15 protein-coding genes and 1 pseudogene are annotated in these 26,961 nt (G+C 61.4%); 9 read left to right on the top strand and 7 right to left on the bottom strand.

The annotated features are described in order from the left end of the window. The first annotated feature begins 50 nt into the window (after positions 1–50). The 8 genes from J4G43_RS43990 to istB (J4G43_RS43950) all read left to right on the top strand — a co-directional run bounded on the left by J4G43_RS43990 (position 51) and on the right by istB (J4G43_RS43950) (position 17,027). The gene (locus J4G43_RS43990; RefSeq protein WP_208088617.1) at positions 51–545 is read left to right on the top strand and encodes a DUF4194 domain-containing protein; all 495 of its coding nucleotides are present in this window, start codon (positions 51–53) and stop codon (positions 543–545) included. Next, positions 542–3,976 carry an SbcC/MukB-like Walker B domain-containing protein gene (locus J4G43_RS43985; protein ID WP_208088615.1) on the top strand — a complete coding sequence of 1,145 codons (3,435 nt, stop codon included), beginning with the start codon at positions 542–544 and terminating at the stop codon, positions 3,974–3,976. Before J4G43_RS43990 ends, J4G43_RS43985 begins: the two co-directional genes overlap by 4 nt. A gap of 2 nt (positions 3,977–3,978) precedes the next feature. Then, the gene (locus tag J4G43_RS43980; protein ID WP_028143996.1) at positions 3,979–5,148 is read left to right on the top strand and encodes a Wadjet anti-phage system protein JetD domain-containing protein; all 1,170 of its coding nucleotides are present in this window, start codon (positions 3,979–3,981) and stop codon (positions 5,146–5,148) included. Positions 5,149–6,904: 1,756 nt separating this feature from the next. Further along, a complete protein-coding gene (locus J4G43_RS43975) occupies positions 6,905–8,203 on the top strand; it encodes a glycoside hydrolase family 28 protein (RefSeq protein ID WP_210387408.1) in 1,299 nt (432 codons plus the stop codon). A 218-nt stretch (positions 8,204–8,421) separates the two neighbouring features. Continuing rightward, complete coding sequence (locus J4G43_RS43970) at positions 8,422–9,462, top strand: pectinesterase family protein (protein WP_166349223.1); 1,041 nt, start codon at positions 8,422–8,424, stop codon at positions 9,460–9,462. 1,658 nt (positions 9,463–11,120) lie between these two features. Further along, positions 11,121–12,464 carry an IS1380-like element ISBdi2 family transposase gene (locus J4G43_RS43960; RefSeq protein ID WP_208088599.1) on the top strand — a complete coding sequence of 448 codons (1,344 nt, stop codon included), beginning with the start codon at positions 11,121–11,123 and terminating at the stop codon, positions 12,462–12,464. 2,241 nt (positions 12,465–14,705) lie between these two features. After that, positions 14,706–16,247 (top strand): IS21-like element ISFK1 family transposase, encoded by a 1,542-nt coding sequence (gene istA / locus J4G43_RS43955; protein ID WP_060907903.1) that lies wholly within the window; start codon positions 14,706–14,708, stop codon positions 16,245–16,247. A gap of 18 nt (positions 16,248–16,265) precedes the next feature. Next, positions 16,266–17,027: an IS21-like element ISFK1 family helper ATPase IstB gene (gene istB / locus J4G43_RS43950; RefSeq protein ID WP_011090937.1), complete on the top strand. Its 762-nt coding sequence runs from the start codon at positions 16,266–16,268 to the stop codon at positions 17,025–17,027. A gap of 53 nt (positions 17,028–17,080) precedes the next feature. On the opposite strand, the gene J4G43_RS43945 is transcribed toward istB (J4G43_RS43950), so the two are convergent. Then, on the bottom strand, positions 17,081–17,572 hold the full coding sequence (locus J4G43_RS43945) for a hypothetical protein (RefSeq protein ID WP_225005458.1): 492 nt from the start codon (positions 17,570–17,572) through the stop codon (positions 17,081–17,083). A 2,149-nt stretch (positions 17,573–19,721) separates the two neighbouring features. Next, a complete protein-coding gene (tnpC, locus tag J4G43_RS43940; protein WP_224517700.1) occupies positions 19,722–21,266 on the bottom strand; it encodes an IS66 family transposase in 1,545 nt (514 codons plus the stop codon). A 588-nt stretch (positions 21,267–21,854) separates the two neighbouring features. Between tnpC and J4G43_RS43935 the strand changes: the two genes are divergently transcribed. Further along, a complete protein-coding gene (locus J4G43_RS43935; RefSeq protein ID WP_049810452.1) occupies positions 21,855–23,942 on the top strand; it encodes a recombinase family protein in 2,088 nt (695 codons plus the stop codon). Here J4G43_RS43935 and tnpB read toward each other — a convergent pair. The 5 genes and pseudogenes from tnpB to istA (J4G43_RS43910) form a co-directional block, all read right to left on the bottom strand. Continuing rightward, complete coding sequence (tnpB, locus tag J4G43_RS43930; RefSeq protein WP_060907863.1) at positions 23,930–24,238, bottom strand: IS66 family insertion sequence element accessory protein TnpB; 309 nt, start codon at positions 24,236–24,238, stop codon at positions 23,930–23,932. The two genes, J4G43_RS43935 and tnpB, sit on opposite strands and share 13 nt — an antisense overlap. Continuing rightward, positions 24,235–24,633, bottom strand: coding sequence for a transposase (locus J4G43_RS43925; RefSeq protein ID WP_026192391.1), 399 nt, complete (start codon positions 24,631–24,633; stop codon positions 24,235–24,237). The genes tnpB and J4G43_RS43925 overlap by 4 nt, the downstream gene beginning before the upstream one ends. A 94-nt stretch (positions 24,634–24,727) precedes the next feature. Beyond that, positions 24,728–24,976: a hypothetical protein gene (locus J4G43_RS43920; protein ID WP_208088613.1), complete on the bottom strand. Its 249-nt coding sequence runs from the start codon at positions 24,974–24,976 to the stop codon at positions 24,728–24,730. 72 nt (positions 24,977–25,048) lie between these two features. Beyond that, a complete protein-coding gene (istB, locus tag J4G43_RS43915; protein WP_011090937.1) occupies positions 25,049–25,810 on the bottom strand; it encodes an IS21-like element ISFK1 family helper ATPase IstB in 762 nt (253 codons plus the stop codon). Between the two features lie 18 nt (positions 25,811–25,828). Continuing rightward, positions 25,829–26,950: pseudogene (gene istA, locus J4G43_RS43910) on the bottom strand (IS21-like element ISFK1 family transposase); the annotation flags it as partial. Between the last annotated feature and the right edge of the window lie 11 nt (positions 26,951–26,961).

The raw sequence follows: 26,961 nt of genomic DNA, 5'->3' as shown, positions 1-26,961 counted from the left end.
CAACTTCCTGGTCAAGCGATCGGGCGCACTCCGGAAGGCGAGGGCGGCTCATGCTCAGTGAGTTCGAAAACGTCGAGCGCTCCTTCGGCGCGGAAAAGGCAGCCGACCTCCGCAAAGCGCAGCACTTCCTGCTACGGCGGCAGTTCGTGTTCGCGGGAGACCCCCGGACCGGGACAGTCTACAACACGATCATGGACGGCCGCTTCCGCGACGTGGTCGACGGCTTCTTCGATAGTTGCGGATACCGCGTCCACCGCGATCCGGAGGCGCAGTGGGCCGGCATCGTCGCCATGGACGAGGACGTGCCGCTGCCCCGGATGAAGCTCGACGAAACCATCGTCATGCTGGTGCTGGCGGCATACTGGCAGCAGGAGGTGAACGTCGGAGCAGTCGAGGACCGGGCCGTCGTAGTGGCCACTTTGAACGACCTGTTCGATCGCTACCGCGAGATGGCGCAACACGGCGGCGATGCCCTCCAACGGCTCGAGCGCTACGTCCGTAGCGAGGAGGCGCGGTTTCCGCAGCCCGCAGGAGACGAGGCATGATGGAGCTACGCCACCTGACGATGGTGAACTGGCACCTATTCGACGTCGCCGACATCGACGTGAGGGGACACGTCGGGGTCCTGGGCGAGAACCGGTCCGGCAAATCCACAATCCTCGACATGGCACAGGTCGTTCTCACCGGCGGGAGCCGGCGGTTCTTGCGCCTGAACGCGGTCGCCGGCGATAGCGGAAAATCGCGCAGCGGCTCGAAGCGCAGCGTCGTCGATTACTGCCTTGGGACGCTCGGCGAAGATCAGCGCCGGCGCGACGAGGCGCGCACCTACATCGCGCTCGGTTTCGAAGACACGGAAGGCGCCCGGTCACCGGTCACGATCGGCATGGCGCTCGAGGCGCGCAAGTCCGACAGCAGGGAGACCGTGCTGGCACTCTTCGTCGCCGTCGGGACCGTTCTGAGCTCCAAGGACTTCATCGAGCAGCGAGGAAAGTCGCAATTCCCGGCGCAGTGGGAGGACGTGCGCGCCCGGATCGTCGCAGCGGTCGGCGAAGGCAACTTCGTCAATCATCGCGACCGGGCGAGCGACTATGTCCGCGAGTACATGCGCCATCTTCTGCCGCATTCGTCCTTTGGCGAACAGAACGCCAGCGCCCTGCAGAAATCAATCGTCAACGCGATGACGCTCGATCACAACCAGACGGCGACGCAGTTCGTGCGGAACTACATCCTCGAGGACAGTCCGATCGGCACCAAGGAGCTGCGCGAGTCGATCCAGACATACCGCAACATCAGCGAGACCATCCGGAAAATGCGCCTCAGGCTCGAAGCCCTAAGGGCGCTTCGGGGCGTCCTCGCCGCGCTTGAAGAGGCGCTCGAGACCAAGTTCAGGGAGGAATGGGTCGCAAAACGCGCGACTTGGCTCGCGGCGCGCGCGACAAACCTGGACTTCAAGACCAAGCGGCGTACCGAGATGGCGCGCCGGGACGCCGCAGCAAAAGAACTCGAATTCATCGACGACGACGTCAAGGCCATCGATAAGGAGATCGAACGCCTCACGGCCGCGATCGCCGAGCACGATGCCAAGACCGGCAGAAAGTCCCTGCAGCAGACCGCCGATGTGGCCGGGCAGGCGGCGCACCGCGCCTCGGCGGACTTCAAGGCTCGCATGGAGAACATCCGTCGCCTGGAGCCGCTACGCGCGATGTGCGCGGACGGTTTCGAGGACTTCGTTCCTGCGCTTGAGCGTCTTCTGACCGCCACCGCCGGGGCCGACATCGGGGGCGTCTCCGACGAGGTCACCGCGGCCGAGAAGTCCTTCGCGGCAAGCGGCGCCAAATGGCTGCCGAAGATCGACGAAGCGCGTCAAAGGATCATCGCGGAGCTTTCCGGCCTCCGCGGCAGGCGCGACGAGGTGCTCGAACGGATCCGACAGCACGCCGCCGGAGGGGCGCGCGCCTATCTCGGCGACGACACTGAACTCCTCTGCCGCAGGCTGCGGCAGGGTGGAATGGTCCCGCGCGTACTCTGCGACATCATCGAAGTCGCCGAACCCGAGTGGGTAGGAGCCGCCGAGGCGCTCCTCGGTCGCGACCGGGAAGCCGTGTTCGTGGACAGAGCGGATATCAGCGCCGCCACGTCAATCTTCAAGGAAGGTCGCCGCGAGTTTCGCCATGCATCGCTCGTGAGCCTAAACAAGCTCGAGCAGTTCAGGGCCAAGCCGGAGCGCGGCACTTTCCCCTCGATCTTCCGGAGCCAGGATCCGGACGCGATGGCCTTCATCATGCGCCGCTACGGCAACGTCCGTCTCGCCGACACGCTCGACCAGTTCAACAGGCCCGGCCGGGCGATTATGAAGGACGGCCTCTACGACGACGGACTCGTCCGGAGCCATCGCTGGATCGAATCCTCGCAGTATAAGATCGGAAAGGCAGCCCAGGCGAACGCCCTGCGATCCCTGCAGGATCAGGCCGAGGAGCTGGGTCGGATCCTGATCGACAAGGGGAAGGAGGCCCATGCCGCGGAGCAGGCTTTTGCCGCTCTGAAGAACATCTGCGAGGGACGTAATGATCTGGGGGCTTGCGCGGCCGCCTTCGCGGCCGCGCAGACTGAGGTCGCTGAAGCTCAGGCCAGGCTCGATGCCCTCGACGGCGCGGGGGACGGCGGGCTTCGCGACAAAAAGAGGGCGCAGCAAAAGCTGAAGGAGAAGAGGCTGGAGGAGAGAAAGACACAGCAGAAGGCGTTCGGCGAGCATGACGGCGAGGTCAGGTCGGCGGAGAGGAGGCTCGGAGAGGGCGAGAACGTGCCCGGCTCCGAACTCAACCTCAGGGTCGCCCGGTCGATATACCGCAAGTTCTTCCCACTCTACTCCACCGCGAAAGGCAGGGCCGTCTACCGCGACCGCCTCGATGCCGCAGCCCAAAAGGGCTTCGCTGAGAAACACCGGGCCATCGCCGAGAAGGCCTTGAAGGATGCGAATGTGTCCGACAACGAGCGCGCCCGGATCGAGCGACGGGTCCGCGAGCTTCTTTACGATTACTTCGACCAGTTCGGGATGAGTTCGCAGGTCGGTGCGGAAAGCGAGCCGCTGCGGGAGGTGAAGCCATGGATGGAGCAGCTGATCTCGGATATCGAATCCAATGAGCTGCGCCAGTACGAAAGGCAGGCGCGGGATGCGGCGGAAAAGGCCTCTACCCTGCTGCGCGGCGAGTTCATCAACGCGCTCACGGCCCGGATCGGAAAGATGGAGCGGGAGCTGCAATCGTTGAACCGTAGCCTCTACGCACATCCGTTCCATAACGAGCGATATTCATTCCATCGCACCCAGATGGTGGAATTCCAGCCCATCCTGAAGATCATCGAGATCGCCAAAACCTCTCCGGAGGCGCTCGATATGCTGTTCCGGGGCGACGTGCCCGATGACTTCCCGCACAAGGATACGATCGTCGCACTCGAGGCGCTGCTCGAGGACCCCGACAAGGATTTCACCCAGTTCGAGGACTACCGCAACTTCTACACCTTCGAGATCCACATGGAGGATGTTGCCACCGGCCGCTCGACCCGCTGGGAGCAGCGGCGCGGCACCGGGTCTGGCGCCGAACAACAGGTGCCTATCTACGTTGCCATCGGCGCTTCGCTGGCCGCCGTCTACGGCAGCGCGGAGCGTCGTGCCGGCAAGCCCGCCGGTTTCGCGCTCGCCATGTTCGATGAGGCCTTCTCCAAGATGGACGGCAAGAACCAGCGGCAGATGATGAGCTTTTACAAAAACCTCGGCCTGCAGTTCGTGATCGCGGCGCCGTTCGAGAAGCGCGTCGCCGTGCTCGAGCACATGGACACCATCGTGGAGGTGGACCGCATCGGCGAGCAGTCCAGGGCCACTGTGGTGGAACTGAAAGAGAAGGCCAAGCGCGAGCTGATGGCCATCGATCCGGACCTGATGTCCGAAGATGAGCTCGCCACCCGTCTGGCCGCCGAGTAGCCATGGCTCGGCGTTTCACGGATGCGATCGGCCTGCTGAACGACCTGCTCAACCGCTTCGAGGCGGGGGCCGCAAGCCCGATCGCCCACCCGGACTACCCCGCTTTCCCATCAGTAGTCGCGGCGGACGCCTTCCTGAAACAGATCAGGGAAGCCGAAAGCGCCGGCGCGGTCTCCCTTGGTTGGGGGCGGGGCCCCATGCGCGACCAAGTGGCACATGTGCGGCTGGCCTCGGCGGAGATCCTATACCGATATCTCCGCCGTACCCCCGCGTCGCGCATCGCGGAGGATGCCGCTGTGCGGCTTGTCGCCGGGGCGGCGATGCACGACTCTCTGAAGAACAGCGCTTCCCAAGTCGCCGAGGTATGGGGGCGGGGGAAAACGTGGCACGGGTTCGCTTCGTCCGATGTCGAGACACTGCGCGACGCGTTCGTTCTCGCCCAGGCCATCCTGGCTAACAAACATCTTGGCGTCGACTACAAGACCTTCTCGAGACGAACGGTGGGGCACAGCAAAACGCTCGAACGGATCGAAGGCGCGGTCGTGCGGCTCCTGAGCGGCATCCTGGAGTTTCCCCCCGGCGCGCGGCCACGCGAGGCGCTCCGGGCAATCGGCCTTGAGCGCTTCGCGCCACCGCTGCTGATCGCGGGCAAGATCGACCTCGATGGAGCCGACCTCTCCGGAATCTCTCCGCTGTATCTCGGAATCACTCCCAAGGAAGCAGATCGCGTCCGCTTCCGGGAGCCGCCGGCCTACGTGCTAACGATCGAAAATTTCGCAAGCTTCAACCGGCACATCGCCGAGGCGGACCCCGGCCGATTAGGAACGACCATGTATGTCGGAGGGTACCCCTCGCTTGCCACCCAGCAGGCGCTGCGGACGATCGCAGGATTGGTATCCGAACAGACGCCGATCTTTCATTGGTCGGACATCGATCCGGACGGCACCTGGATCTTCCACACCATCGAGCGCGCCGTCGACCGGCCGATCCGTGCCCACCTCATGAGTGTCGAAGTTGCCGAGCGTTTGGGACAAGTGCCGTTCAAAAAATCCGCACCCGCTCGATGTCCACCGGACTCCGGTATCGCAGCTCTGGCAGCGTACCTGGCGAAAGATGGAGCCAAGACGCTCGAGCAGGAAGAACTCGATCCAGTCCTGCCAGAGTTTCATTAGAAAATGCGCGCGGACGCTCGTGGTTGCGGCTTTGGCTGTCTCGCTCAGGACGTCATTTGTTTCAAGCGCGACAACAGCACCGCCCGCAACTACGTGCTGCGGGCAAACCGACATCGTTTCTTCATAAAAACGCTCAACCAGCATTGGCATGCCAGTTGCTTGAAGATGGGACGAAACCACCTGTGACTATGATGCTCGTTCAGCATCCGGTTGAAGTATTGAGATGAAATATGCCCGCTTGATCGATGGCAGAGGTCCCCCGATGCGCTTTCCAAACCGGGCGCCTGCCTCGCGAACTCTGCCATCTTGGGATCGCGCTCCGGTTTGCCGGGCAGAAGCCGATTGTCTTGGGGGCTCGCAACGAATGGTGGTTCTCAGCAAGAACGCCAGCGTAAAGGCGTCCTCAGGACGATCGTTTGGCATCGGATTAGCCCATGGTTCGGGGTGGGGCATCTGCGACATGCAGAGCCTGCGCTCTTGAAGCTAGGTGTCGGCCTTGCATCGGGGCTTGCAGATGGTCAATGAGCTAATGCAGAACGATTGGGATCTTGAGAACATACTCAGGCAACAGGACGAGCTCAAGGTCAAGCTGCTTCGCGCCCAATCGGTTGTCTCCGAATGTAAGGCAGGATTGGCGGATCTGGAGCGGAGGCTTGAGTGTCGAGCGGTCTCGATCGATGAACGCCAGCGCAACTCTGCGGCAAACAATTCAATACGCAACGCACGGCCGCCTAAATCGCGAAGCCTCGATACTCCTGTTAACCCGGATGCTGCCGTGGCGTTTTCGCCTCGATGGGACCGCTGAAAGCTGCCGCCGCGCACGTTAACGGCGACAGGTTTTGGGACGGACCTGGCGAAGATCTCGAGACGCATGGTGTTGCGAACCCGGCGGGCGAACTGGACAATTAGGTGCGGCCTTGCCGATAGGCTCGGCTTTTTGGCTGATCGCGGTGCGTCCGCCAGGGATGCGCGCAGAGCAGCACCAGATAGGGGACGTATCGCCGCGTCTTTGGCTAGAGCCTCCTGTTTCGGGGCTGCTCACGTAGATGTCCTGAATCGAGTGTCAAGAGCTCTCCACTTCCAGCCAGTTCGGTCGTCTTGTCCGTCTTTAAGTCGTTGAAATTTCCGATTAGGCGTCCATGGAGGGGGCGCGAGCGGGCGCGTTCAATGACCACGACGGTCCGCTATGGCCGTTGGGCAGGCGACGTGCCGAGCGGTGCTGACCGCGGAAGCCGACCATGCCTCCGGCATCGCATGGATGATGACGGAACTCACTGACTATGTCCCGCAAGCGATCACTCCGGAACAGGGCGGGTAACGGCAGTCATCTAAAAATTCGTGAGACACCAGGAAGAGGGGATCCGGTGCGAATGCGATCCGGTGCCGCCCGTAGCCTCGTCAGCTTCTCGAAAGCTTTCCCGAATACTCACTGCCCACCGATCCTGGACGAGAGGCTGCGTGGACTCACGCGCAATTGGAGTTGCACAAATGAAATCGGGGACCGGTTGGGAGCTCAATCAGTGTGAGCAGGCTGACGTTACGAAGTTGTTGGATTTTCGTACTATCGCAAAACGCTTCATCTTTTTCGCGCATAGGCAAGGTGCTGCTGCGCGATCTCAAGTCCAGGCGTCTACTGCGTCGGATAAATGTCATCTTGTGCGCGCCAGTGACGCACGCGGCGACTCGATCAAGCCAGCGCTCAATACCAGAAAAGGCACGCGACAATGATGCGCGTGACAAAAGCACGAGCAGGTCAATGACAAAGCGTTTTCGCAACTGGGCCCTATTGTCCATACTCGCCTCCATGGTTGTCGGCCCCGCCGCAAAAGCGCAAGACCGCCGGACTATCGCCGAACCTGTTGCACCTGATACGGTCTGTGATCGCCCTGTGCCTTCCGGCAAGAACGATACAGTTAGCCTACAGGAGGCCATTGAACATTGCCCCGATGGCGCTGCAGTTTATCTCGGGCGCGGCGAGTTTCACTCAGGTCCACTCGAGATGAAATCGGGCGTGACCTTATGGGTCGGACGCGGTGCGACACTGATCGCCATCCCCGAACCTGCCGCTTACGACAAGGGCCTCGGACAATGTGGTCGCATTGCGGAAAAGGGCGACGGTTGCCGGCCATTCATCAGCTTTTCTAAAACGCGCGGCGGCGGTATCTACGGAGAGGGCATCATCGATGGTCAGGGCGGCGCGCTGATCGGCGGCGGCGCGGAAACCTGGTGGCAGCTAGCCCGCCGCGCCCAAGCCCAGGGCGGCAATCAGAACGCCCCACGCTTGATCCAGGTCGATCATGCGCAGGATATCACGTTCTCTGGTGTCACCTTGCGCAACGCTGCCAATTTTCATGTCGCGATGAACCGGGTTGAAGGTGCCACGTTTTGGGCCCTCACGATCGATTCGCCGGCGGATGCCCGCAACACCGATGGCATCGATCTTGGCGCCAGTCAGGATGTGACCATCACCCACAGCTGGATCCGTACGGGTGACGACAACGTCGCAATCAAGGCCGGCGACAATGGTTCAAGCAGCCATATCTCGATCATTGATAATTATTTCGGCTGGGGGCATGGCATGTCGATCGGCAGCGAGGTGAATTCCGGGGCCAGAGACATATTGGTGCGTAATCTGACACTGGATGGTACGACGTCGGGCCTGCGCATCAAGAGCGATGTTGGTCGAGGCGGTCTGGTCGAGAACGTGACTTATGAGTACGTGTGCCTGAGGGGCAACCGGTGGCCGCTGGCTTTCGATGCAAAATATGATCCGCGCGCTCAAGGCACGAGGATTCCGGTCTATCGGCAAATCATTCTCCGTCATGTGCATGGCGACACTGGTGTGCTGCTGATGCGCGGCATAGACGAGCGGCATGCCCTGGACGTGACACTCGAAGATGTTCGATTTGCCAATTCCGCGACTTGGCAACTTGAACATGCGAACGTCAGCGCAAATCACTCTGACGTATGGCCCCCGCTGCCCGGACGAGCTACACAACCGCCGCTGCGCGGATCGGAGGTATGTTCCAAGGCATTCCGCGACGGCAATCGGTAAGCACTACACGCGGCGCCGAACTCAGGTGGTGAGTTCCGCATCTGGGGCCAAGATTACTGGTGTTGACGAAGGTCGGGCTCATGTCCCGAGTTGGTTGCTATTGGCCGACAGTTTTGCAGGGCCGGAAATGTCAAGGTGACGCAGGTTCTGATTTGGCGATGAAAATCTTGTGTCGATGCGCGACGGCTATCCCGCTGAGAAACGAAGTGTAAGATCACATGCGAATTTTCGTTTCCTCCGCTGCACTTCTGGCGGGATGTTTCTGCATCGCCGCGGCGTACGCTCATCCACTGTTGGTGTCGCATGCCGGAAATGCAGACTATCACTCCGTGCAGCAAGCCATCGACGCATTGCCGGCGGAAGGCGGAAACGTCCGGATCGCGCCGGGCATCTATCGCGAGAAGGTTAAAATCACGAAATCCGGTGTTCATCTCGCAGGGACTGGCAACAAGCCGGAGGATACGGTCATTGTGTATGGCGACGGCGCGGTCAATGTAGGAGGAACGGCCCGTTCGGCGACGCTGGATGCCCCTAGCGATGACTTCCGGCTCGAGAATCTGACCATTCAGAACGACTATGCCCTCAATCCGGCCAATCCACCTTCGCAGGCGGTAGCGCTGTCCGTTACCGGAGATAGGGACGTCATTACGCGCGTCCGCCTGCTCGGCGCCCAGGACACGCTGTTTGCCGGCAAGGGACCAAACGGTAGAATGTCACGACAATACTTCTCGAACTGCTTCATCGAAGGGCATGTCGATTTCATATTTGGCAACGCCAAGGCCTGGTTCCGGCAATGTGAATTGCACGGCATCGCCAATCAAGCGGTCATCTATACCGCTCAGAGCAAGGCAACGCCGGATGAGGACAGTGGCTATGTTTTTGATCATTGCAGGCTAAGTGCCGACCCTGCTGCGCGCTATATCGCGCTTGGCCGCCCCTGGCGCTCCTACGCCACAGTGGTCTTCCTGTCGACAAAGATAGATGCACGAGTGATTGCGGAAGGCTGGCGCGAATGGGCTCCCGGCGAGACCAACAAGTTGAGCACGAGCTATTATGCCGAATATAGATCCTTCGGCATCGGTGCTAACCCATCAGGCCGCGAGCCTCATTCCCATCAACTGAAAGATGGCGAAGCTGCGAGATGGTCGCTGAGAGTGTTCTTCGCGGGTGTCACAGATTGGCTGCCCACGAACCATCAGGTTCGAACAAAGAGCAATGTTCACGGTGAAGGGGTTCCACGGCGATCCTCGGATGAATGAGGGGAGCGAGCCTGATTGTGATGGAGAGTCTTGTACAGCAACCCAACCGCCGCCGGAGCCAAACCGACGGAAAGGGGGGCCGGCGCGACGATCTCATCTGTTCGCCGTCCACCCACATGCGCCCGCTTCAGCTCGCAGAACATCTTGTCCGTTTTGGCGGATCAGTGTCGGCAAGCTCTACGGACCGTCACGTCAGCACGTCGTCATCGCTCGGGAACGGCTGATTTGCCTGTTCAGCGCCTTGCGCAGATCTCCGGAGAGCGAAGTGGGCTGATGCTTCGCGGCTATATTCGTTCGGTCGGTGAGCGACGAAAATTCCCGTGCGCGAGGCGAGGGCGCCTATCTGCGCCCCGTCGAAAGTTGCTTCGGAACGAGAGCTCAGTCGGTCGAAAAGTTGTTGAGGAGACCAAGGCGCGCCGCGGCGAAATCATCGGTTACGGAGGCGCTGCCTCAGCCAACCAACTCGGTTGATGAGGCCGCAGACTGTTCGGCAGGTTTATTTGACTTCGGGGGCGTTCCGCGAGCTCCATCTTGGCAAGCAAGTTGTGGAGTTCAAGCATGCACCGCGTTGGCAGCTTACGATGGCCAAGCCGTCGTGCAGGTGAGGTCGTGCGCGCTCGAGCGGGGCGGTCCCGAGACTGCAAGAGAAGCCTTGCGGTCCCTCAGTCAAAGACTGAGCCCGATTGAAGTGAGCGAATCGAAGTCTGCCGGATCTTCATTTCCAACTTGGCTTGCCAGGCACCGTTACTGCTGCGAACTCAGGACGCCCTGCACATCTTCTCGAAAAAGAATGTTTGGGGTCGTTTTGATGCCTGAACGCGCTCGTCGCCACTGGGCGAGAATCTCGTCTCCGAGCGGAACGTCCCTTTCGAAGGCTTACGGCGCAATTCGCCGTTTCTCGTACGACGTGGATCTCACATACGGCATTCGAGCAACAGCTCCGGACCCGTGGACAATTTGGTCCCTCAGAACCGCAGTCAAAGCAAAAGTGCCAACGCGCGAGAACGCCTCCGGTCTGCGTCAAGGAAAAGACGTTGTGCGTCATCAATGAACGCCTGCAATAGGACAAGCTCACTACCAAAATTGATGCCAAGGACGACAAGATGCACGTCACGTATGATCCATTGGAGACGGTAGCGGCTATGTAAGTCCCGCCGTGATGCTTGAATTCGGCGCACGATCGACCGGCGATCCATTGTTAGCCCGTCTTATTCGCGAGAGGGCGCCTGAGAGGCTGGCGAGCGTGGTGTAAAGCGCTGATGCGGCGTAGGATTCGGTTGCGAAGCCACCCCATCACCTTCAACCGCGAACGCCACGCCCGCCATGACCGATGATACGATTTCAGACCACTATCGAGAAGCAAGAATTCAACACAAATAAAACCTCTGCCTCGCGCTCGATCTCTTCATGCTTGATAGTCTCGTTTCGGAGGCTGATCACCTACCGCGTCTAATAGGCCGCTCGCGCCGGTTTCTTTGGACGCGGCACGACCGCGACTCCACGTTTCGGCACAGAAATGATCGGGAGTCACTCAATCTTTCTTCAACTTAACCCGTCTTATTCGTAAGAGTGCGCCTGAGGGGTAAAGCGCTGATGCGGCGTAGGATTCGGTTGCGAAGCCAACCCCATCACCTCCAACCGCGAACGCCACGCCCGCCATGACCGACGATACGATTCCGCCCTTCTCGTTTCCAGCCATTCACGCCAAGAAAGTCACAGCTGCCTTCGATGGTGGACGCCTAACCTCGAATGGGGGCGTGATGCTTCTGGCGATGGCCGAGCGGCGTCTCGGTTTGGCCAACAATCTGGCCCGGGTGTTCCCGGATCGGCGCGATCCGACGCGGGTCGTGCACAGCCTGGTCGATATGCTCCGCGCTCGCATGTTCGCGATCTGCTGCGGCTACGAGGACGCCGACGACCTCGATCATCTGAGGTCCGATCCGGCATTCAAACTGGCCTGCGGACGGCTGCCGGACACGGGCCGGGATTTGTGTTCCCAGCCGACGCTGTCGCGGCTGGAGAATGCGCCGCGCCTGCGCGACGTGATCCGGCTGACCTACATTTTGGTCGACGCATGGATGGATAGCTACCCGCGCGAGCCGGCATCCGTCACGCTCGACATCGATGATACCTGCGACGTCGTCCACGGCCATCAGCAGCTCTCGCTGTTCAACGCTCATTATGACGAACGCTGCTTCCTGCCGATCCACGTCTACGACACGGAGAAGAGCCGGCCCGTGGCCGTCGTGCTGCGGCCCGGCAAGACGCCGGGCGGCGTCGAGGTGCGTGCCCATCTGCGCCGCCTGGTACGGCATATCCGGACGCGATGGCACAACACGCAAATTACGTTCCGTGGCGACGGGCACTATGCCCGGCCGGAGGCAATGGCGTGGTGCGAGACCAACGGCATCGACTACATCTTCGGTCTGTCCGGCACCAAGCCTCTCGCCAGAAAAGTCGACGAGGTCGCCGACGACATCCGCACGCGACGCGCCATCGAGAACCTGCCGGTTCTGCGTGGCTATACCGAGACGCGCCACAAGGCAAAGTCCTGGGATCGCGAACGGCGCACTGTCGCCCGTATTGAGGCGACGATGCTCGGCCTCGACATCCGCTTCGTCGTCACCAGCCTCGATGTCGGCTCGGCCGAGTGGATCTACGACAGCCTGTATTGCGCGCGCGGCCAAGCCGAGAATCTGATCAAGCTGCATAAGACGCAGCTCGCCTCCGATCGCACCAGCTGCCGTTCGGCGCTCGCCAACCAGGTCCGTCTCGTGCTCCATACGGCCGCTTATTGGCTGATGCTGACCGTGCGCGACGCCATTCCCAAAGCCCGGGAATTGGCCGCTGCCGAGTTCGCGACGCTGCGTCTTCGGCTCTTGAAAATCGCCGCCCGTGTCGTCGAGACCACGAGCCGCATTCGCCTTGCGTTTGCCGCGGCATGTCCCGAAGCCGACCTGATCTGCGGCTTGCCCGGCGCGCTGCTGCCGCTCGGTCCTTGACCGGCGGGGCGTCCGCCCCCGTTCGCCCAACCCATCCCTCAAGCGCGTTGCAAAGTACCGGTCGTCAGGCGGCGAAAAGCCGAAGGCAATCCTGTGCGCCTCGTCAGACAAGATGTGCGGCCGCATCAATCGGGCCCAAAAGCCGCACTCTCACGAATAGGACGGGTTAGATCGGTCGACCAATTTCGTCAGCTCGAACACGAAACCGGCGAAGAGGTGCGATAAAATTGGAGCAACTCCGTCCGTCGTCAGGCGGGTGCCGATGCGACGCCGGTCTCGCGCGCAGCAATATCCTGATCTCGTCAGCTTCTTGAAAGGTTGCGGCTACAACAATCGAGAATCTGAAGAGCTGCAATCTCGCCGTAATCCAGGCCGTACGGATTGCTGCAGGGTCTCTACAAACATGAGGAGAGCAGGATGGATCCGGTTGACCCATTCTTCGATTCAGGAGCCTGGATGCGGGAGTACGCCACGCTGCCGGGGCGGGCGGGTCAGCGACGGGGCGACTCAAGCGAGCAAGGCGACTTTGAGAAGCGTATGGAGGATTTGCATCTCGATCCGTCTGATCAAAGCAAGTCAACTTCACCTGATCGGCCTCCCGCAGGAGGTGGTCGAGCAGTCCGGCGGGACGATTTCGGCGGTTCGATGCGGGCGCCGCCGCACTCCACTTTTAGGGAGAGTGCGCTAGGCGACACGCGCCGGAGCGTAGACATTCCCAGCTTTCAGCTTACCGCTGCGACGCAAGTGCCGCAGTCTAGTTTGCGAGATGATCTGTTCAGCAGCGCGCGCTAAAGCTTTCCGGACGCAGAGTCTGCCGCGTCGGCCAAAAGCGGAAAAAGCCGCAGATTATGGTCACGCTTCAAGTCGGGAATCGGCAAGGCGCTTGGCCGGAGCAGCAGTGAAAATTCGTCGCGCGACGCTGGGCAATCTGACGTCTTTTCGACGAACTTACGAATTGATTATGCGAGGCAGCCGGGCCGGACGCGCGGGGTCCCTGCGGCCGATGAGGAGCTCATTAAAGATTTCCGAAACAAGGCGGCGGGTAACCTCACCGACGGCACGATCAAGAATGCGGCAACCGATTTGCGCCATTTGAGCGTGCTCCTGAGCGAGCACGGCAGGCCCTCAATTGCGGATCGAATAGCCGGGAATTGGAAAACGCGCAGCAGGACAATCCGGAGGTGGAAAACCACCAGCTGGAAGCTGAGCTCGATGAGGAGGTCGACAGGTACGCAGGCCGCCGCGGCACGCGCATCAAGGCGGCCTTGAAGAAGCTCCGTGAGGTCGGTGCCGGAAACGCCCTGGCGCCTGATCTCCGCCGACTGGCTCCTCACGGCGCGGACGCAACCCTCATCCACATGTGGGCGGCGGCGGAAAAGGCAACACACAGGATCGAGCCGAAGACGATCGACAGGCAAGCTCGCCGCATGTCTAAGCTGAGTGAGTGGCTGCGGACCCATGATAGGCCACCGATGGCCGGCCGACTTTCCACCCCCGCGTTTGTCCGGGATCTCGAGGAGTACAGGCGCGAAACCAACGACAAGAAGATCAATGCTGATCTGGTCAAACTTGGCGGATACGAGCAAATCCTGGAGGCGAACAGGGCGCTTGGATTGAGGCCTCCTGAGGATCCGGGCCAGCCTTCTTGGGAAGCTGCTCGACAGCCGCATGCACTGCAGGGTCCTCCCGCAACGCCAGCTAGCCCGAGCGCGGGCGCCTGGGATTGGCTTGGCGAGCAGATCCACGGGCCCAACATATCGATGCCAGCGCGCCCAGCCATTGGCAGGCCGGTTCGTCGCAGCAGCTTCCCGCAACCCCGGCGACGCCGAGCGCCGGAGCCTGGAACTGGCTTGGCGAGCAGATCCAAGGACCCGCCTCACCAGAGCCAGCGCCGCACTGGGGCGCGCAAGCTCATCCGCCGCTCGAGCTTCCTGCTACACCGGCCACCCCCAGCCAGGGAGCCTGGGCCTGGCTCGGGCAACAGATGCAAGACTCCGCATCGCCGTCGTGCGTGAGGCCTCGATCGTCAAACATCTACGGCGGTCTCGACTCCTTCGTTGATCTGGATTGCGCGTTTCGCGGGATCGTGAGCGCGGATTTCAGGGGATCGTGAGCAGAGATTTCAGACGATCGTGAGCAACGATTTCGCGGGATCGTGAGCAAGGCTTTCGGAGCCTTGCAGCGCTTCGGCCGACAACTCAACCGGCTTAGGGATGACCTCGTGGTTAACGAGGAAGTCCAATGCCTACCCAGAGATTGTCGATGCGCCGGATCAAGGAAGTCCTTCGGTTAAAACATTTTCAAGGCCTGCCAGAGCGGGCCATCGCGCGGAGCGTGGGCGTCAGCAACGGCGTTGTGCACAGCTACCTGAGCCGCGCCCGCTCTGCTGGGTTGAGCTGGCCGCTTCCGGAGGGAATGACCGATGAAGACCTGGAGCTTTTGCTTTTCCCGGCCCCACGACCAGCGTCTCAGAGCCCGCAGCGGCCGGTGCCCGACTGGAGCTACATCGATAAAGAGCTCCGCCGGCGCAACGTAACCCGTCGCCTGCTCTGGGAGGAGTATCGCGCCGTTAATCCCGACGGTTTCGGGTACACGTGGTTCTGCACTACCTACGAGGCCTGGAAGGGGCGGGTCCGACCTTCGATGCGGCAGATTCATCTGGGCGGCGAGAAGGTGTTCGTGGATTTCGCCGGCGACACCATCGACATCGTCGATCCGCTGACCGGGGAAGTGCAGCCGATGAAGCTGTTCGTCGCGGCGATGGGCGCTTCGAACTACACCTACGCCGAGGCCTGCCCCAGCGAGAGCTTGGCCGACTGGATCCGGGCCCACGTCAACTTGTTCACGTTTTTGAGCGGAACGCCGACGTTCGTGGTCTGCGACAACCTCAAAGCCGCCGTCAGCAACCCCGACCGCTACGATCCCGGCCTCAATCGCACTTATGCCGAGATGGCGAGCCATTACGGCACGGCCATTCTCGCCGCACGGCCGCGGCGCCCAAAAGACAAGGCGAAGGTCGAGGTCGCGGTGCAAATCGCCCAGCGCTGGATTCTGGCCCGGCTGCGCAATCAGCGCTTCTTTTCCCGGGCCGAGCTCAACGCCGCCATCAAGACACTCGTCGACGAACTCAATGCTCGTCAAATGCGTGGCTTCGGCTCAAGCCGCGCCGAACTGTTTGCCGAACTCGACAAACCCAAGCTAACCCCGCTGCCAGATCAGCCTTATGCCTTCGCACGCTGGAAGCGCTGCCGCCTCGCTCCCGATTATCATGTCGAGGTCGACGGCCATTGGTACTCCGCGCCGTATCGTCTGATTGGCGAGCTGGTCGATGCCCGTATCGACGATCGGACGGTCGAGATCTTCCACAAGGGCCAGCGGATCGCCAGCCATGCCCGCGCGCCCAACCGACGCGGACACACCACCATCGCCGACCACATGCCCAGCGCCCATCGCCGCTACGGCAAATGGACCCCCGCCGCGGTGATCGCCGCCGGCGAGCGGATCGGTCCTTCGACAGCAGCGTTTTTCCAGGCCGTGATCGACGCCCGGCCCCATCCAGAACAAGGCTTTCGAACCTGCCTTGGCATTCTGGCGCTCGTCAAAAGCTACGGCGCCGAACGCCTCGACGCAGCCTGCCGGAGGGGCATCCTCATCAAGGCGCGCTCCGTCGCCTCGATTAGATCGATCCTCCAGAACGGCCTCGATCGCACGTTCTTCGACGAATCTTTCGAGCACCAGCCCCTGCGCCACGGCAATATCCGCGGACGCGACTACTTCCACTGAAGCAAGGAGAGACCCGGCATGCTTAACCACCCAACCCACGAACGGCTGATCGAGCTTGGCCTGACCGGAATGGCCAAGGCCTTCGAGGAGCAGCGCCGATCGCCCGATCTCGAAGCCCTGCCGTTCGAAGATCGCATCGGCCTGTTGGTCGACCGCGAAGCCGCCGAACGCGACACCAGGCGGCTCACCACGCGCCTCAAGATCGCCGCACTGCGCCAGACTGCTTGCGTCGAGGACGTCGATCTGCGCACCCCGCGGGGCATCGACCGCGCCGTTTTCGCCAAACTCGTCGAAGGTCGCTGGATCGATCGCCACGAGAATTTGCTCGTCACCGGGGCAACCGGCCTGGGCAAAAGTTGGTTAGCCTGCGCGCTCGGCCACAAGGCCTGCCGCGACAACCGATCAGTCCTCTATCATCGCGTTCCAAGGCTGTTCGAGGCGCTCGCGCTCGCGCGCGGAGACGGACGTTACGCTCGGCTCCTCAAAAGCCTCGGCCGCGCTCAGCTTCTGATTTTGGATGATTGGGGACTATCGGTGCTCACCGCCGCGGAACGCCGCGATCTGCTCGAAATCCTCGAGGACCGCCATGGCCGCGCATCCACCATCGTCACAAGTCAGCTCCCCGTGGACACCTGGCATGGAGCCATTGGGGACCCCACGGTCGCCGACGCCATTCTCGATCGCCTCGTCCACAACGCCCACCGCCTCCAGCTCACCGGAGAAAGCATGCGAAAACGCAGCGCCAAAACCATCACCCTTGACGGCCAACCAGAACACTGACTCTATCTCCCATCGGCCGTAGCGGGCTGCTCACGATCGTCTGAATTCAGTGCTCACGATCGCGCGAAATCGATGCTCACGATCCGTGAAATCCGCAGGTGTTGGCGCAAGTCATCCTGCAAGTCCTTTTCTAGTCGCTGAAGCTCCTCTGAGGAGACGGGGGACGGCATGGATTGATTATCAAGCAATCGCCGAAGCTCCCCTGGAGAGAATTGCTTTAGATCGAAACTAAACTCTTCTGGATCGGCGGAGAACGACGCGGCAGGGTGTCGGTGCAACTCGCCCTGTAAGTCCTTTTCCAGTCGCTGAAGCTCCTCCGAAGGGACGGAGGCTGGTGACGGAATGGGTTGATGACCAAGATGATCCAGCACTTGCAAAAGCTCCCACTGATGAAGCTGCTCGGGATTGATCGCGACGTGCCCTGGGACGAAAGCCGACGGGGCGGGTTGATCCTCCTGCCCGTCCCGAAGCTCCTCTCGCCGACTGCTAGCTTCGTACGAGGCCCTGTGCTGTGCAGCGGCGTCGCCGATGAGCGTCGGTTCCATCAGTGCCGCGCTTTCGGGATGGATGGGGGCCACGTTCGGGGGGCGGGCGCGACCGCTCCGTTGGCGTACGATGACTTCGCCCGTCGACCGAAAGGTGCGGAGATGGTCTAATGCTACAAGGAGGATTTTGGGATTTCCCTTTCCGACGAACTCGTACGTCACCGCCATTGCTCAGCGACTTATTGTCCTGCCGAGCAACAATGCTCGGTCTGCGTTTTGCGAAGAGCCAACGGCTAAAGCTAAGAAGAGCGCCTGCATGTTGCTTCGCCCCACCGGCGACCATCCCGCCTTTGATGAGAGCCTCCTCAAGCCTCAAGATTTCGGGAGCATCCTCGGATAAACAGGCCGCTTGTCCAACTGATGCCCCCGTACCACAATCCCAGTTGATTGAGCCGGCTGCATCGCGGAGGCTGCTGACATTGCTCCACCACCGCCTGAATTGGCGAACTCGCTCAGCTGCTGCTCAATGGCAACGCCTTGCGGACTTTTTAGGGCCCTTGGCCTCTTCGCTGCTCTCAACTCAGCTGTGTTACGCTCATCGTTGATGAGGACCTCGCTTGGCAAGAGGTTGCTCCTGGCAAGTGCACTCATCGGCTCGGCCGGGGACTGCTGGTGTAGCTAGACACATTGGTAGAGGGCCTACCGCGTGGCCCACCGTCAGGGATCGCGTTATCGGCTTCGCGCACCTCGTTTAATTGCTGCTCAAAGTCGTCTTGCCCGGATCGGTCGGGTTGATGCTCTTGCGAGACCTGTACCGCGGCCCGGCAGTTACGTCAAAATTGTGCGGTTCCACATTAGCCTCTCGTCATGAAATCAATTGAGCTAGTCCTACTATGAACAAACTTTCGAGAATCTGACGAGCCGTCGCCCGCGGCTCTCAATCGTCGCGCAACTTCATGCCGAAATCCTCGACTTGCGCGCCACCGGTCTGTCGCCGCGCGGGATCGCGCCGCAGATCGCCATGAGCGTGAGGACTATCGAACGCTGGCTTGCTGCGGGCGGTGAGCCTGAGCGCCGGCGGCCGCCCGCACACTCTGTCCTCATTGGTCCTTTTCGAGATTATTTGGGAAAAGCGCTGGGAGGAAGCTGACCTTAGCGATTTTTATCGCACCAAGCTCGCTTTCATCGGCTTCCCAGGTCCAGTGGGCACTTGCACTCTGCTCCCGAGCGGACCAGGTGTTTGCAACGCAGCGCGAGGGGACTTTGCATAGCGCAATAACTGAACTGGGCATGAGGCCTTAAGCTATGCAGGTTGCGAAATACCGCGCCCGCCGAGGAATTTGGGCGGCCATCAGGAAAAGCCTTTGTCAGCAAACTTTCGTTTGGTGGCCAAGTTCTTGGCGCTTGGCTATCGCCTGCGCTCGGCGCCGGTGCTCCCTCGATCAGGAATGCGTTCGATCTGTGGTAGCTGCGGTTTTCAAGACAAGAATTGGCGGACTATGTGAAAGGATCAGGGATGCAGAAAGCATGTCCGGGCACGCACCAAATTGGTAGAATCGCTTGGCAGATTCTACAAAGAGGAGGCTGGACGGTTCAGGCCGTGCCCCTGCAACGGATCCATCGCCTGCCAACAGCCTCGCTATAGAACGCCTTACGCGAGCTGCCCCGCCGAAAGCTCGATTGCAGGCCCTGCTGCCTCTTCAGCCACGTTCAGGATAAATGCGTACGCGCTGGCGGCCTTCGCTCTCCACCAATTCACCCCTGTAAGGCACTCCGCGGATCTCGAAATAGGTTGGTTGGCCCGCCCGCGGCAGGATGCCTTGGCCTTCCAGGGCGCGGACGAGGTAGGGCGGAAGGAATCGATCTCGGTGCTCCCATCCCCGCGGATCAGATACCCAAGATCAACGGGCCCCTCACCGGATTGCACGGCTGGCACGATCGGCCGGGGACGATAGAGCGACTGAGACGGGCCTGGTTCATCCGGCTGGCTCACGCGGGGATGATGGATCAGGCGAACATCCCTGCGGCCTCCTGGTCCAAACGTAGCCGAAAATAGCGCTCCCCATTGATCACAAACTGACTTGGCCCGAACTGGTTGTAAGCGACGTTCGCGTCCCATTCGCAAAGGTTTGGCGTGGGGATTGCAGTCTGTTGATCAACGTGTTTGCAAATCGTTGGCGGGGGGTATGGAGGCGGCAACGACGGAGAATTACGAGGTGCGGCCGAACGACCAGGGCAGGAGCTCGTCGATCCGGGACTGCGGGTGACCGGTTGCGATCGCTTTGAGCGTCGCTTTCATCCAGACGTAGGGCTCCACGCTGTTGATTTTGCAGGTGGCGATGAGCGAAGCTATGCGCGCCCATGAACGACCACCTTCGTCGTGACCAGCAAATAAACTATTTTTACGCGTCAGAGTCAGCGGCCTGATTTGATTTTCGACGGGATTGGTGTCCATCTCAACGCAACCATCGTCGAGAAACAAGGTGAGGCCATCCCAATGGTTCAGGAGATAGGCGATCGCCTTGCCCATCTCGCTGCCCGGCGACAGGCGAGCGGCTTGCTCGCGCAGAAACCTCTCGAGTTCAGCGACGAGCGGCCGTGATCGCTCGTTACGGGTCGTTTGCCGAGCCGGGGCGTCGGCGCCACGGATCTCCTTCTCGATCGCATAGAGTGCGGCGATGCGCGCGAGAACGGCTTCGGCGATGGGTGAGCCGGCTTTCGGAGTCGCTGCGATGATCTTGCGCCTTGAGTGGGACCAACATGCGGCCAGCCGCAGCGGCACGCCGCCTTTGCGCTTGGGCCGTGCGAGCCGATGATAGCCCTGGTATCCGTCGACCTGAAGGATGCCGTCGAAGCCCTCGAGGATGCGCTCAGCATGGTCACCACCGCGTCCTGGCGCGTAGTGGTAGACCACGATTGGTGGATCAGCGCCGCCGTGGCCGCGATCGTCGCGCAGGACAGCCCACAGATAGCCGGTCTTCGTTCGGCCCCGGCCCGGATCGAGCACAGGCGCCCTGGTCTCGTCTATGAACAAGCGGCCCGATTGCTTCATCACGACGCTCATGCGCTCGACCAGCGGCGCGAGGTGGAAGGCGACCGTTCCCATCCAGTCTGCCAGAACGGCGCGATCGATGAAGATGCCATGCCGAGCCAGAACCTGCGACTGACGATAGAGTGGCATGTGCTCGCTGAACTTGGCGACCGCCACCTGCGCCAGCAGCGCCTCGGTGGGGATGCCACCCTCCACGAGATGGGCGGGCGCCGGCGCCTGAGCAACACCGGTGCAGCCCTTTGCGCAGGCGTAGCGCGGTCGCACCGTCTCGATCACACGATACTGGGCGGCCATGACATCGAGACGGCGGGAGCGATCCTCGCCGATCTGGACCATCCGGCCGCAGCCGCAGGGACACTCGAGGTTCTCGGGTTCGATCACCTGCTCGATGCGCGGCAGGTGCGCGGGAAAGGCACGGGCAGCGCGCCTGGTCCGGCGGCTGGACGGCGCCGTGCCGGCGCGGCGCGCACGATCGTCCTGGCGTTCCTGGACTTCGGCGATGGCAATCTCGATGTCCTCGAGAACCAGTTGCATCTGATCGGGATTGAACTTCTCCGAGCGTTTACCGAAACGTGCGCGCTCGTACTCCTTCACGAGCAGTTCGAGGCGTTCGACGCTCTCTTTGGACGCAGCCAGTTCACTCTCGACATGAAGGCGCGCCGAGCATTCATCGTCTGCGCGACGACGCTCGGCTTCAATCATCGCTTCCTGCGCGCGGAAGAGCGCGCGCACATCGGCGGGCAGCGCTGCAAGACGGGCGGGATCAATGGGGGACGGCGGCACATCCGCAAGCTATCATCCCAAAGCCCCGCGCGAAACAGGTTGTCGGGTCTGAGTCAGTTCGCCGCAGCTGGCGTCGCGACAATCCGTTCGCCCACTCGCTTCCAGTTCAGCCCTTCAAACGAGGGGATTGAGGAATGTCCCTGATAGTGAGTCTGACGAATCATTTCCGGAGGTGGTCGAGGTTGGGGACCCCCACCATCCTTTGTGGGGGCGCTCATATCGAGTGATTAGGAAGATCGGTCAGCGAGGCCGAGGCATTCCCGCTTCGTATGAAGTTGAGTATCGCGCAGGAAGCAGTCTTCTGATTCAAGCAACCGCAATCGAATATTATGAGCAAGAGGCAAATCAGATTAAGCTGAGTATGGAGGCTCTACTCGAGCTTTTATCGACAGCGGATTGTCCCGACGCACATGAGCATGGATCCAGCCGATCTTTGGTCGACGCTGACGCCCGCGCTCCGACGCCAGATCGTCGAAGACGTCGCCGCAATTTTGGCGGAGATCCCTCATGAAGTCCGAGCTGGTCACACCAAGCCACTTGGCGCGCAAAGCCGTAGTCTACATCCGGCAGTCGACGCCCCATCAGGTCGTAAGCAATCAGGAGAGCCTGCGCCTTCAATACGCGCTTCGCCAGCGCGCCCGCGAACTCGGATGGCGTGAGGCGGCCATCGACGTGATTGATGCCGATCTCGGGTTGAGCGGCGCGTCTATAGCACAGCGTAACGGCTTCAAGGAACTCGTTGGCCGTGTTGGCCTGAGTGAAGTGGGACTCATCCTGTCGATCGACGTGACCCGCTTGGCGCGTAATTGTACCGACTGGTATCCGCTCCTGGATATCTGTGGTCTACGTGGCTGCCTGATCGCCGACCGCGATGGTGTCTATGATCCGGGCACTCCCAACGGACGGTTGCTTCTCGGGCTGAAGGGTTCGATCTCCGAGCTTGAGCTACATACGATCCGCAGCCGGCTGACCGCCGGCCTGCTGGCCAAAGCCGAACGCGGCGAACTTGCGGTTATGCTGCCAATCGGGCTGATGCGGGACCCGAGCGGTGTGGTCGTTAAGGATCCCGACATGGCCGTGCAAGGGCGGCTCGGTCTCGTCTTCCAGTTATTCCTGCAGCTGCGCAGCGTTGCCAAGGTCATGCGAGCGTTGAACGAGCGTGACCTGGAACTGCCGCGTCGTGATCGATATGGCGATTTGTGCTGGACGCGCGCGACGCTGGCTGCCGTCGCGGCGATCTTGAAGAACCCCGCATACGCGGGCGCCTTTGTCTATGGACGAACCCGCTTCCGGCCGCCGAAGCGGGAGGGGGCCCTGCCACAAAAGGCTCCGCGGCCGATGGAGGAGTGGCGGATCGTCGTTAAAGATCGATATCCAGCCTATATCGACTGGCCAATTTATGAAAAAATCCGATCCGTCATCAGAGATAACCGAGCCGAATACATGCGCATCAAAACCCGCGGCGCGCCTCGCAATGGCGAGCTCCTGCTCCACGGCATTGCCTGGTGCGCACGATGTGGCCATAAGATGTACGTCCGCTACAAGGGCGGCGGCGAATATGTATGCAATCACCTGCGTACCCAGGAAGGTCAGCCAACCTGCCAACACATCCGCGCCGCCCATATCGATGCAGCCGTTGGCGACGCATTCCTAACCGCACTAGCGCCGGCCGAACTCGATGCCTTGTCGCGCTCCCGCCGGGTGCAGCAGCAGACGAACAATGCGCTACGCTCCAGTGCAGAACGAGAGCTCGAGCGCAAGCGATACACGGCGGCGCTCGCCGAACGGCAGTTCAACCGAGCTGATCCAGATAATCGGTTGGTCGCCTCGGAACTCGAGCGTCGATGGGAAGCGGCGCTAAACGACGTGCGCGCCGCCGAAGAGGCGCTTGCCCGACAGACGCCGCCCAAAGCCATCACACAAGTGGCCATAAGCAAGGAGCTCAACGACAAGGTCATCAGCCTCACCGGCCGCCTCCCGCAGATATGGGGTGACGAGACTATCTCGGATGCGCATCGCAAGGCGTTGTTGCGATGTCTCATCGAAAAGGTCGTTCTCGACCGCGGTGAGCGCGACTTGGCCCTGGCTAGGATCGTCTGGCGGGGAGGCGCCGTGACGGAGCTCGAAGTGAAGATGAGCGTCAACTCCGTCACCAGATTGACGCGAGGCACAGAGATGCGGGAACGCCTTCTGACGCTCGCTCGCGACGGCGTCCCAGACGACAAGATCGCCACAATCCTTACTCGGGAAGGTCACCGCTCTCCCCGTTGCGCCGATAAGGTGCTGCCTATCACCGTTGGGCGGCTCCGTCGTGCCGCCGCCATCAAGGTAACTGCCCAGCGCAGCCGATGGGAGCATGACGACTCATACCTCAGCCCGCCCGAACTGGCCCGAAGGCTCGAGATTCCAGTAAACTGGCTCTATGTTCAGATCCGAACCAAGCGTTTGCTAATTGATCGCCAGCCCAGCGGCGCCTATCTCTTCCCGAATACACCATCCGTTCTTCACGCCATCGGAGACCTTCGAAACCACGTCATCGCGCAACTTGATCTAAGAATCTGTCAGCCTAACAAGGAGGGGCATCAACATGGGTGATCGAACAGCGCTTCGAACTGCACGCGCGTCAGATGCATGACGCCGTCGCTGATCTGCGGCCACTCGAAACGACCATCGCGGCCAAGGCGCTTGTAGACCAAAACGAGGCCCGTGCCGTCCCATAGCAAAATCTTCAGCCGGTCGGCGCGCTTCGAACGAAAAACCACGATCAGGCCCGAATGCGGATCGAGCCCAAGCGTGTTTTGCACAAGACCGGCCAGCGCGTCGTGCCCGCACCGGAAGTCAACAGGACGCACAGCAAGCACAATCCGCAGTCCCTGCGCCGGAATGATCATGCGCCGCGCTCGATCGCAGTCACGATCTCCGCGATCCGCACCGCCGACACGTCCGCATCCAGGCGAACCGAAACCTTGCCAATCGTAATCTCGACGGGCCCCTCGCTCTTGCCTGACGCCACTGGATCGCTCAGCTCGATCGACACGAAATCCGCCGCGTCGTCCGTGACCAATGCGAGCCGGCCAGCACGCGCCAATCTGCGCCACGTCGTCAACTGCTGGGCCTTCACACCGTAACGCCGTGCGACATCACATACCCGGGCGTCGGGCTTCATGCTCTCGAAAACAGCGCGCCCCTTGATCTCCGCAGACCATAACCGGCCTCCAGAACGCGTCCGGCGCGTAAGCTTCCCTACAAAGCCATCAGCTTCGGCTTCCTCCCCCGATTGTTCCATCGCCTTCAGTCTCCTCTCGGCTCTCTGACAAGCCAAGGATCGCAGAGCGAAAGCCGAAGCGAAACCAGTCAATCAAATGGGAGAAAAGCTCCGCTTACAACTGGTTTGGCAGCAGATGCATATTTCCCAATACATCGATCAACACGACTGAAGCCGCCTGGGAGCCGTGGCGCCAGCCGGCGCCAACGATCGCTCCTATATCCCGCAGCTCCGGAGCCGCCCCCGGCGGTCCTGCGAACGACGAGGCGGCTGCAAATTCAGATGCTGGCGCAGAGCGCGCATCGTCACGCAAGTCGTGGGGTGTGGGGTGGATCCAGATGCGGATTTCACGGATCGTGAGCATCGATTTCGCGCGATCGTGAGCACTGAATTCAGACGATCGTGAGCAGCCCGCTACGGCCGATGGGAGATAGAGTCAGTGTTCTGGTTGGCCGTCAAGGGTGATGGTTTTGGCGCTGCGTTTTCGCATGCTTTCTCCGGTGAGCTGGAGGCGGTGGGCGTTGTGGACGAGGCGATCGAGAATGGCGTCGGCGACCGTGGGGTCCCCAATGGCTCCATGCCAGGTGTCCACGGGGAGCTGACTTGTGACGATGGTGGATGCGCGGCCATGGCGGTCCTCGAGGATTTCGAGCAGATCGCGGCGTTCCGCGGCGGTGAGCACCGATAGTCCCCAATCATCCAAAATCAGAAGCTGAGCGCGGCCGAGGCTTTTGAGGAGCCGAGCGTAACGTCCGTCTCCGCGCGCGAGCGCGAGCGCCTCGAACAGCCTTGGAACGCGATGATAGAGGACTGATCGGTTGTCGCGGCAGGCCTTGTGGCCGAGCGCGCAGGCTAACCAACTTTTGCCCAGGCCGGTTGCCCCGGTGACGAGCAAATTCTCGTGGCGATCGATCCAGCGACCTTCGACGAGTTTGGCGAAAACGGCGCGGTCGATGCCCCGCGGGGTGCGCAGATCGACGTCCTCGACGCAAGCAGTCTGGCGCAGTGCGGCGATCTTGAGGCGCGTGGTGAGCCGCCTGGTGTCGCGTTCGGCGGCTTCGCGGTCGACCAACAGGCCGATGCGATCTTCGAACGGCAGGGCTTCGAGATCGGGCGATCGGCGCTGCTCCTCGAAGGCCTTGGCCATTCCGGTCAGGCCAAGCTCGATCAGCCGTTCGTGGGTTGGGTGGTTAAGCATGCCGGGTCTCTCCTTGCTTCAGTGGAAGTAGTCGCGTCCGCGGATATTGCCGTGGCGCAGGGGCTGGTGCTCGAAAGATTCGTCGAAGAACGTGCGATCGAGGCCGTTCTGGAGGATCGATCTAATCGAGGCGACGGAGCGCGCCTTGATGAGGATGCCCCTCCGGCAGGCTGCGTCGAGGCGTTCGGCGCCGTAGCTTTTGACGAGCGCCAGAATGCCAAGGCAGGTTCGAAAGCCTTGTTCTGGATGGGGCCGGGCGTCGATCACGGCCTGGAAAAACGCTGCTGTCGAAGGACCGATCCGCTCGCCGGCGGCGATCACCGCGGCGGGGGTCCATTTGCCGTAGCGGCGATGGGCGCTGGGCATGTGGTCGGCGATGGTGGTGTGTCCGCGTCGGTTGGGCGCGCGGGCATGGCTGGCGATCCGCTGGCCCTTGTGGAAGATCTCGACCGTCCGATCGTCGATACGGGCATCGACCAGCTCGCCAATCAGACGATACGGCGCGGAGTACCAATGGCCGTCGACCTCGACATGATAATCGGGAGCGAGGCGGCAGCGCTTCCAGCGTGCGAAGGCATAAGGCTGATCTGGCAGCGGGGTTAGCTTGGGTTTGTCGAGTTCGGCAAACAGTTCGGCGCGGCTTGAGCCGAAGCCACGCATTTGACGAGCATTGAGTTCGTCGACGAGTGTCTTGATGGCGGCGTTGAGCTCGGCCCGGGAAAAGAAGCGCTGATTGCGCAGCCGGGCCAGAATCCAGCGCTGGGCGATTTGCACCGCGACCTCGACCTTCGCCTTGTCTTTTGGGCGCCGCGGCCGTGCGGCGAGAATGGCCGTGCCGTAATGGCTCGCCATCTCGGCATAAGTGCGATTGAGGCCGGGATCGTAGCGGTCGGGGTTGCTGACGGCGGCTTTGAGGTTGTCGCAGACCACGAACGTCGGCGTTCCGCTCAAAAACGTGAACAAGTTGACGTGGGCCCGGATCCAGTCGGCCAAGCTCTCGCTGGGGCAGGCCTCGGCGTAGGTGTAGTTCGAAGCGCCCATCGCCGCGACGAACAGCTTCATCGGCTGCACTTCCCCGGTCAGCGGATCGACGATGTCGATGGTGTCGCCGGCGAAATCCACGAACACCTTCTCGCCGCCCCCCGCGGGTC

Source organism: Bradyrhizobium barranii subsp. barranii, from assembly GCF_017565645.3.
In the GTDB taxonomy this organism is placed as follows: domain Bacteria; phylum Pseudomonadota; class Alphaproteobacteria; order Rhizobiales; family Xanthobacteraceae; genus Bradyrhizobium; species Bradyrhizobium barranii.
Note: the sequence above shows the minus strand (reverse complement) of the source record. Positions and strands in the feature narration are given on the sequence as shown.

Bases quoted from the DNA above. Each gene is read 5' to 3' on its own strand.
- J4G43_RS43990 (WP_208088617.1), top strand. From the start codon at position 51: ATGCTCAGTGAGTTCGAAAACGTCGAGCGCTCCTTCGGCGCGGAAAAG.
- J4G43_RS43985 (WP_208088615.1), top strand. From the start codon at position 542: ATGATGGAGCTACGCCACCTGACGATGGTGAACTGGCACCTATTCGAC.
- J4G43_RS43980 (WP_028143996.1), top strand. From the start codon at position 3,979: ATGGCTCGGCGTTTCACGGATGCGATCGGCCTGCTGAACGACCTGCTC.
- J4G43_RS43975 (WP_210387408.1), top strand. From the start codon at position 6,905: ATGACAAAGCGTTTTCGCAACTGGGCCCTATTGTCCATACTCGCCTCC.
- J4G43_RS43970 (WP_166349223.1), top strand. From the start codon at position 8,422: ATGCGAATTTTCGTTTCCTCCGCTGCACTTCTGGCGGGATGTTTCTGC.
- J4G43_RS43960 (WP_208088599.1), top strand. From the start codon at position 11,121: ATGACCGACGATACGATTCCGCCCTTCTCGTTTCCAGCCATTCACGCC.
- istA (WP_060907903.1), top strand. From the start codon at position 14,706: ATGCCTACCCAGAGATTGTCGATGCGCCGGATCAAGGAAGTCCTTCGG.
- istB (WP_011090937.1), top strand. From the start codon at position 16,266: ATGCTTAACCACCCAACCCACGAACGGCTGATCGAGCTTGGCCTGACC.
- J4G43_RS43945 (WP_225005458.1), bottom strand. From the start codon at position 17,572: ATGGAACCGACGCTCATCGGCGACGCCGCTGCACAGCACAGGGCCTCG.
- tnpC (WP_224517700.1), bottom strand. From the start codon at position 21,266: ATGATTGAAGCCGAGCGTCGTCGCGCAGACGATGAATGCTCGGCGCGC.
- J4G43_RS43935 (WP_049810452.1), top strand. From the start codon at position 21,855: ATGAAGTCCGAGCTGGTCACACCAAGCCACTTGGCGCGCAAAGCCGTA.
- tnpB (WP_060907863.1), bottom strand. From the start codon at position 24,238: ATGATCATTCCGGCGCAGGGACTGCGGATTGTGCTTGCTGTGCGTCCT.
- J4G43_RS43925 (WP_026192391.1), bottom strand. From the start codon at position 24,633: ATGGAACAATCGGGGGAGGAAGCCGAAGCTGATGGCTTTGTAGGGAAG.
- J4G43_RS43920 (WP_208088613.1), bottom strand. From the start codon at position 24,976: ATGCTCACGATCCGTGAAATCCGCATCTGGATCCACCCCACACCCCAC.
- istB (WP_011090937.1), bottom strand. From the start codon at position 25,810: ATGCTTAACCACCCAACCCACGAACGGCTGATCGAGCTTGGCCTGACC.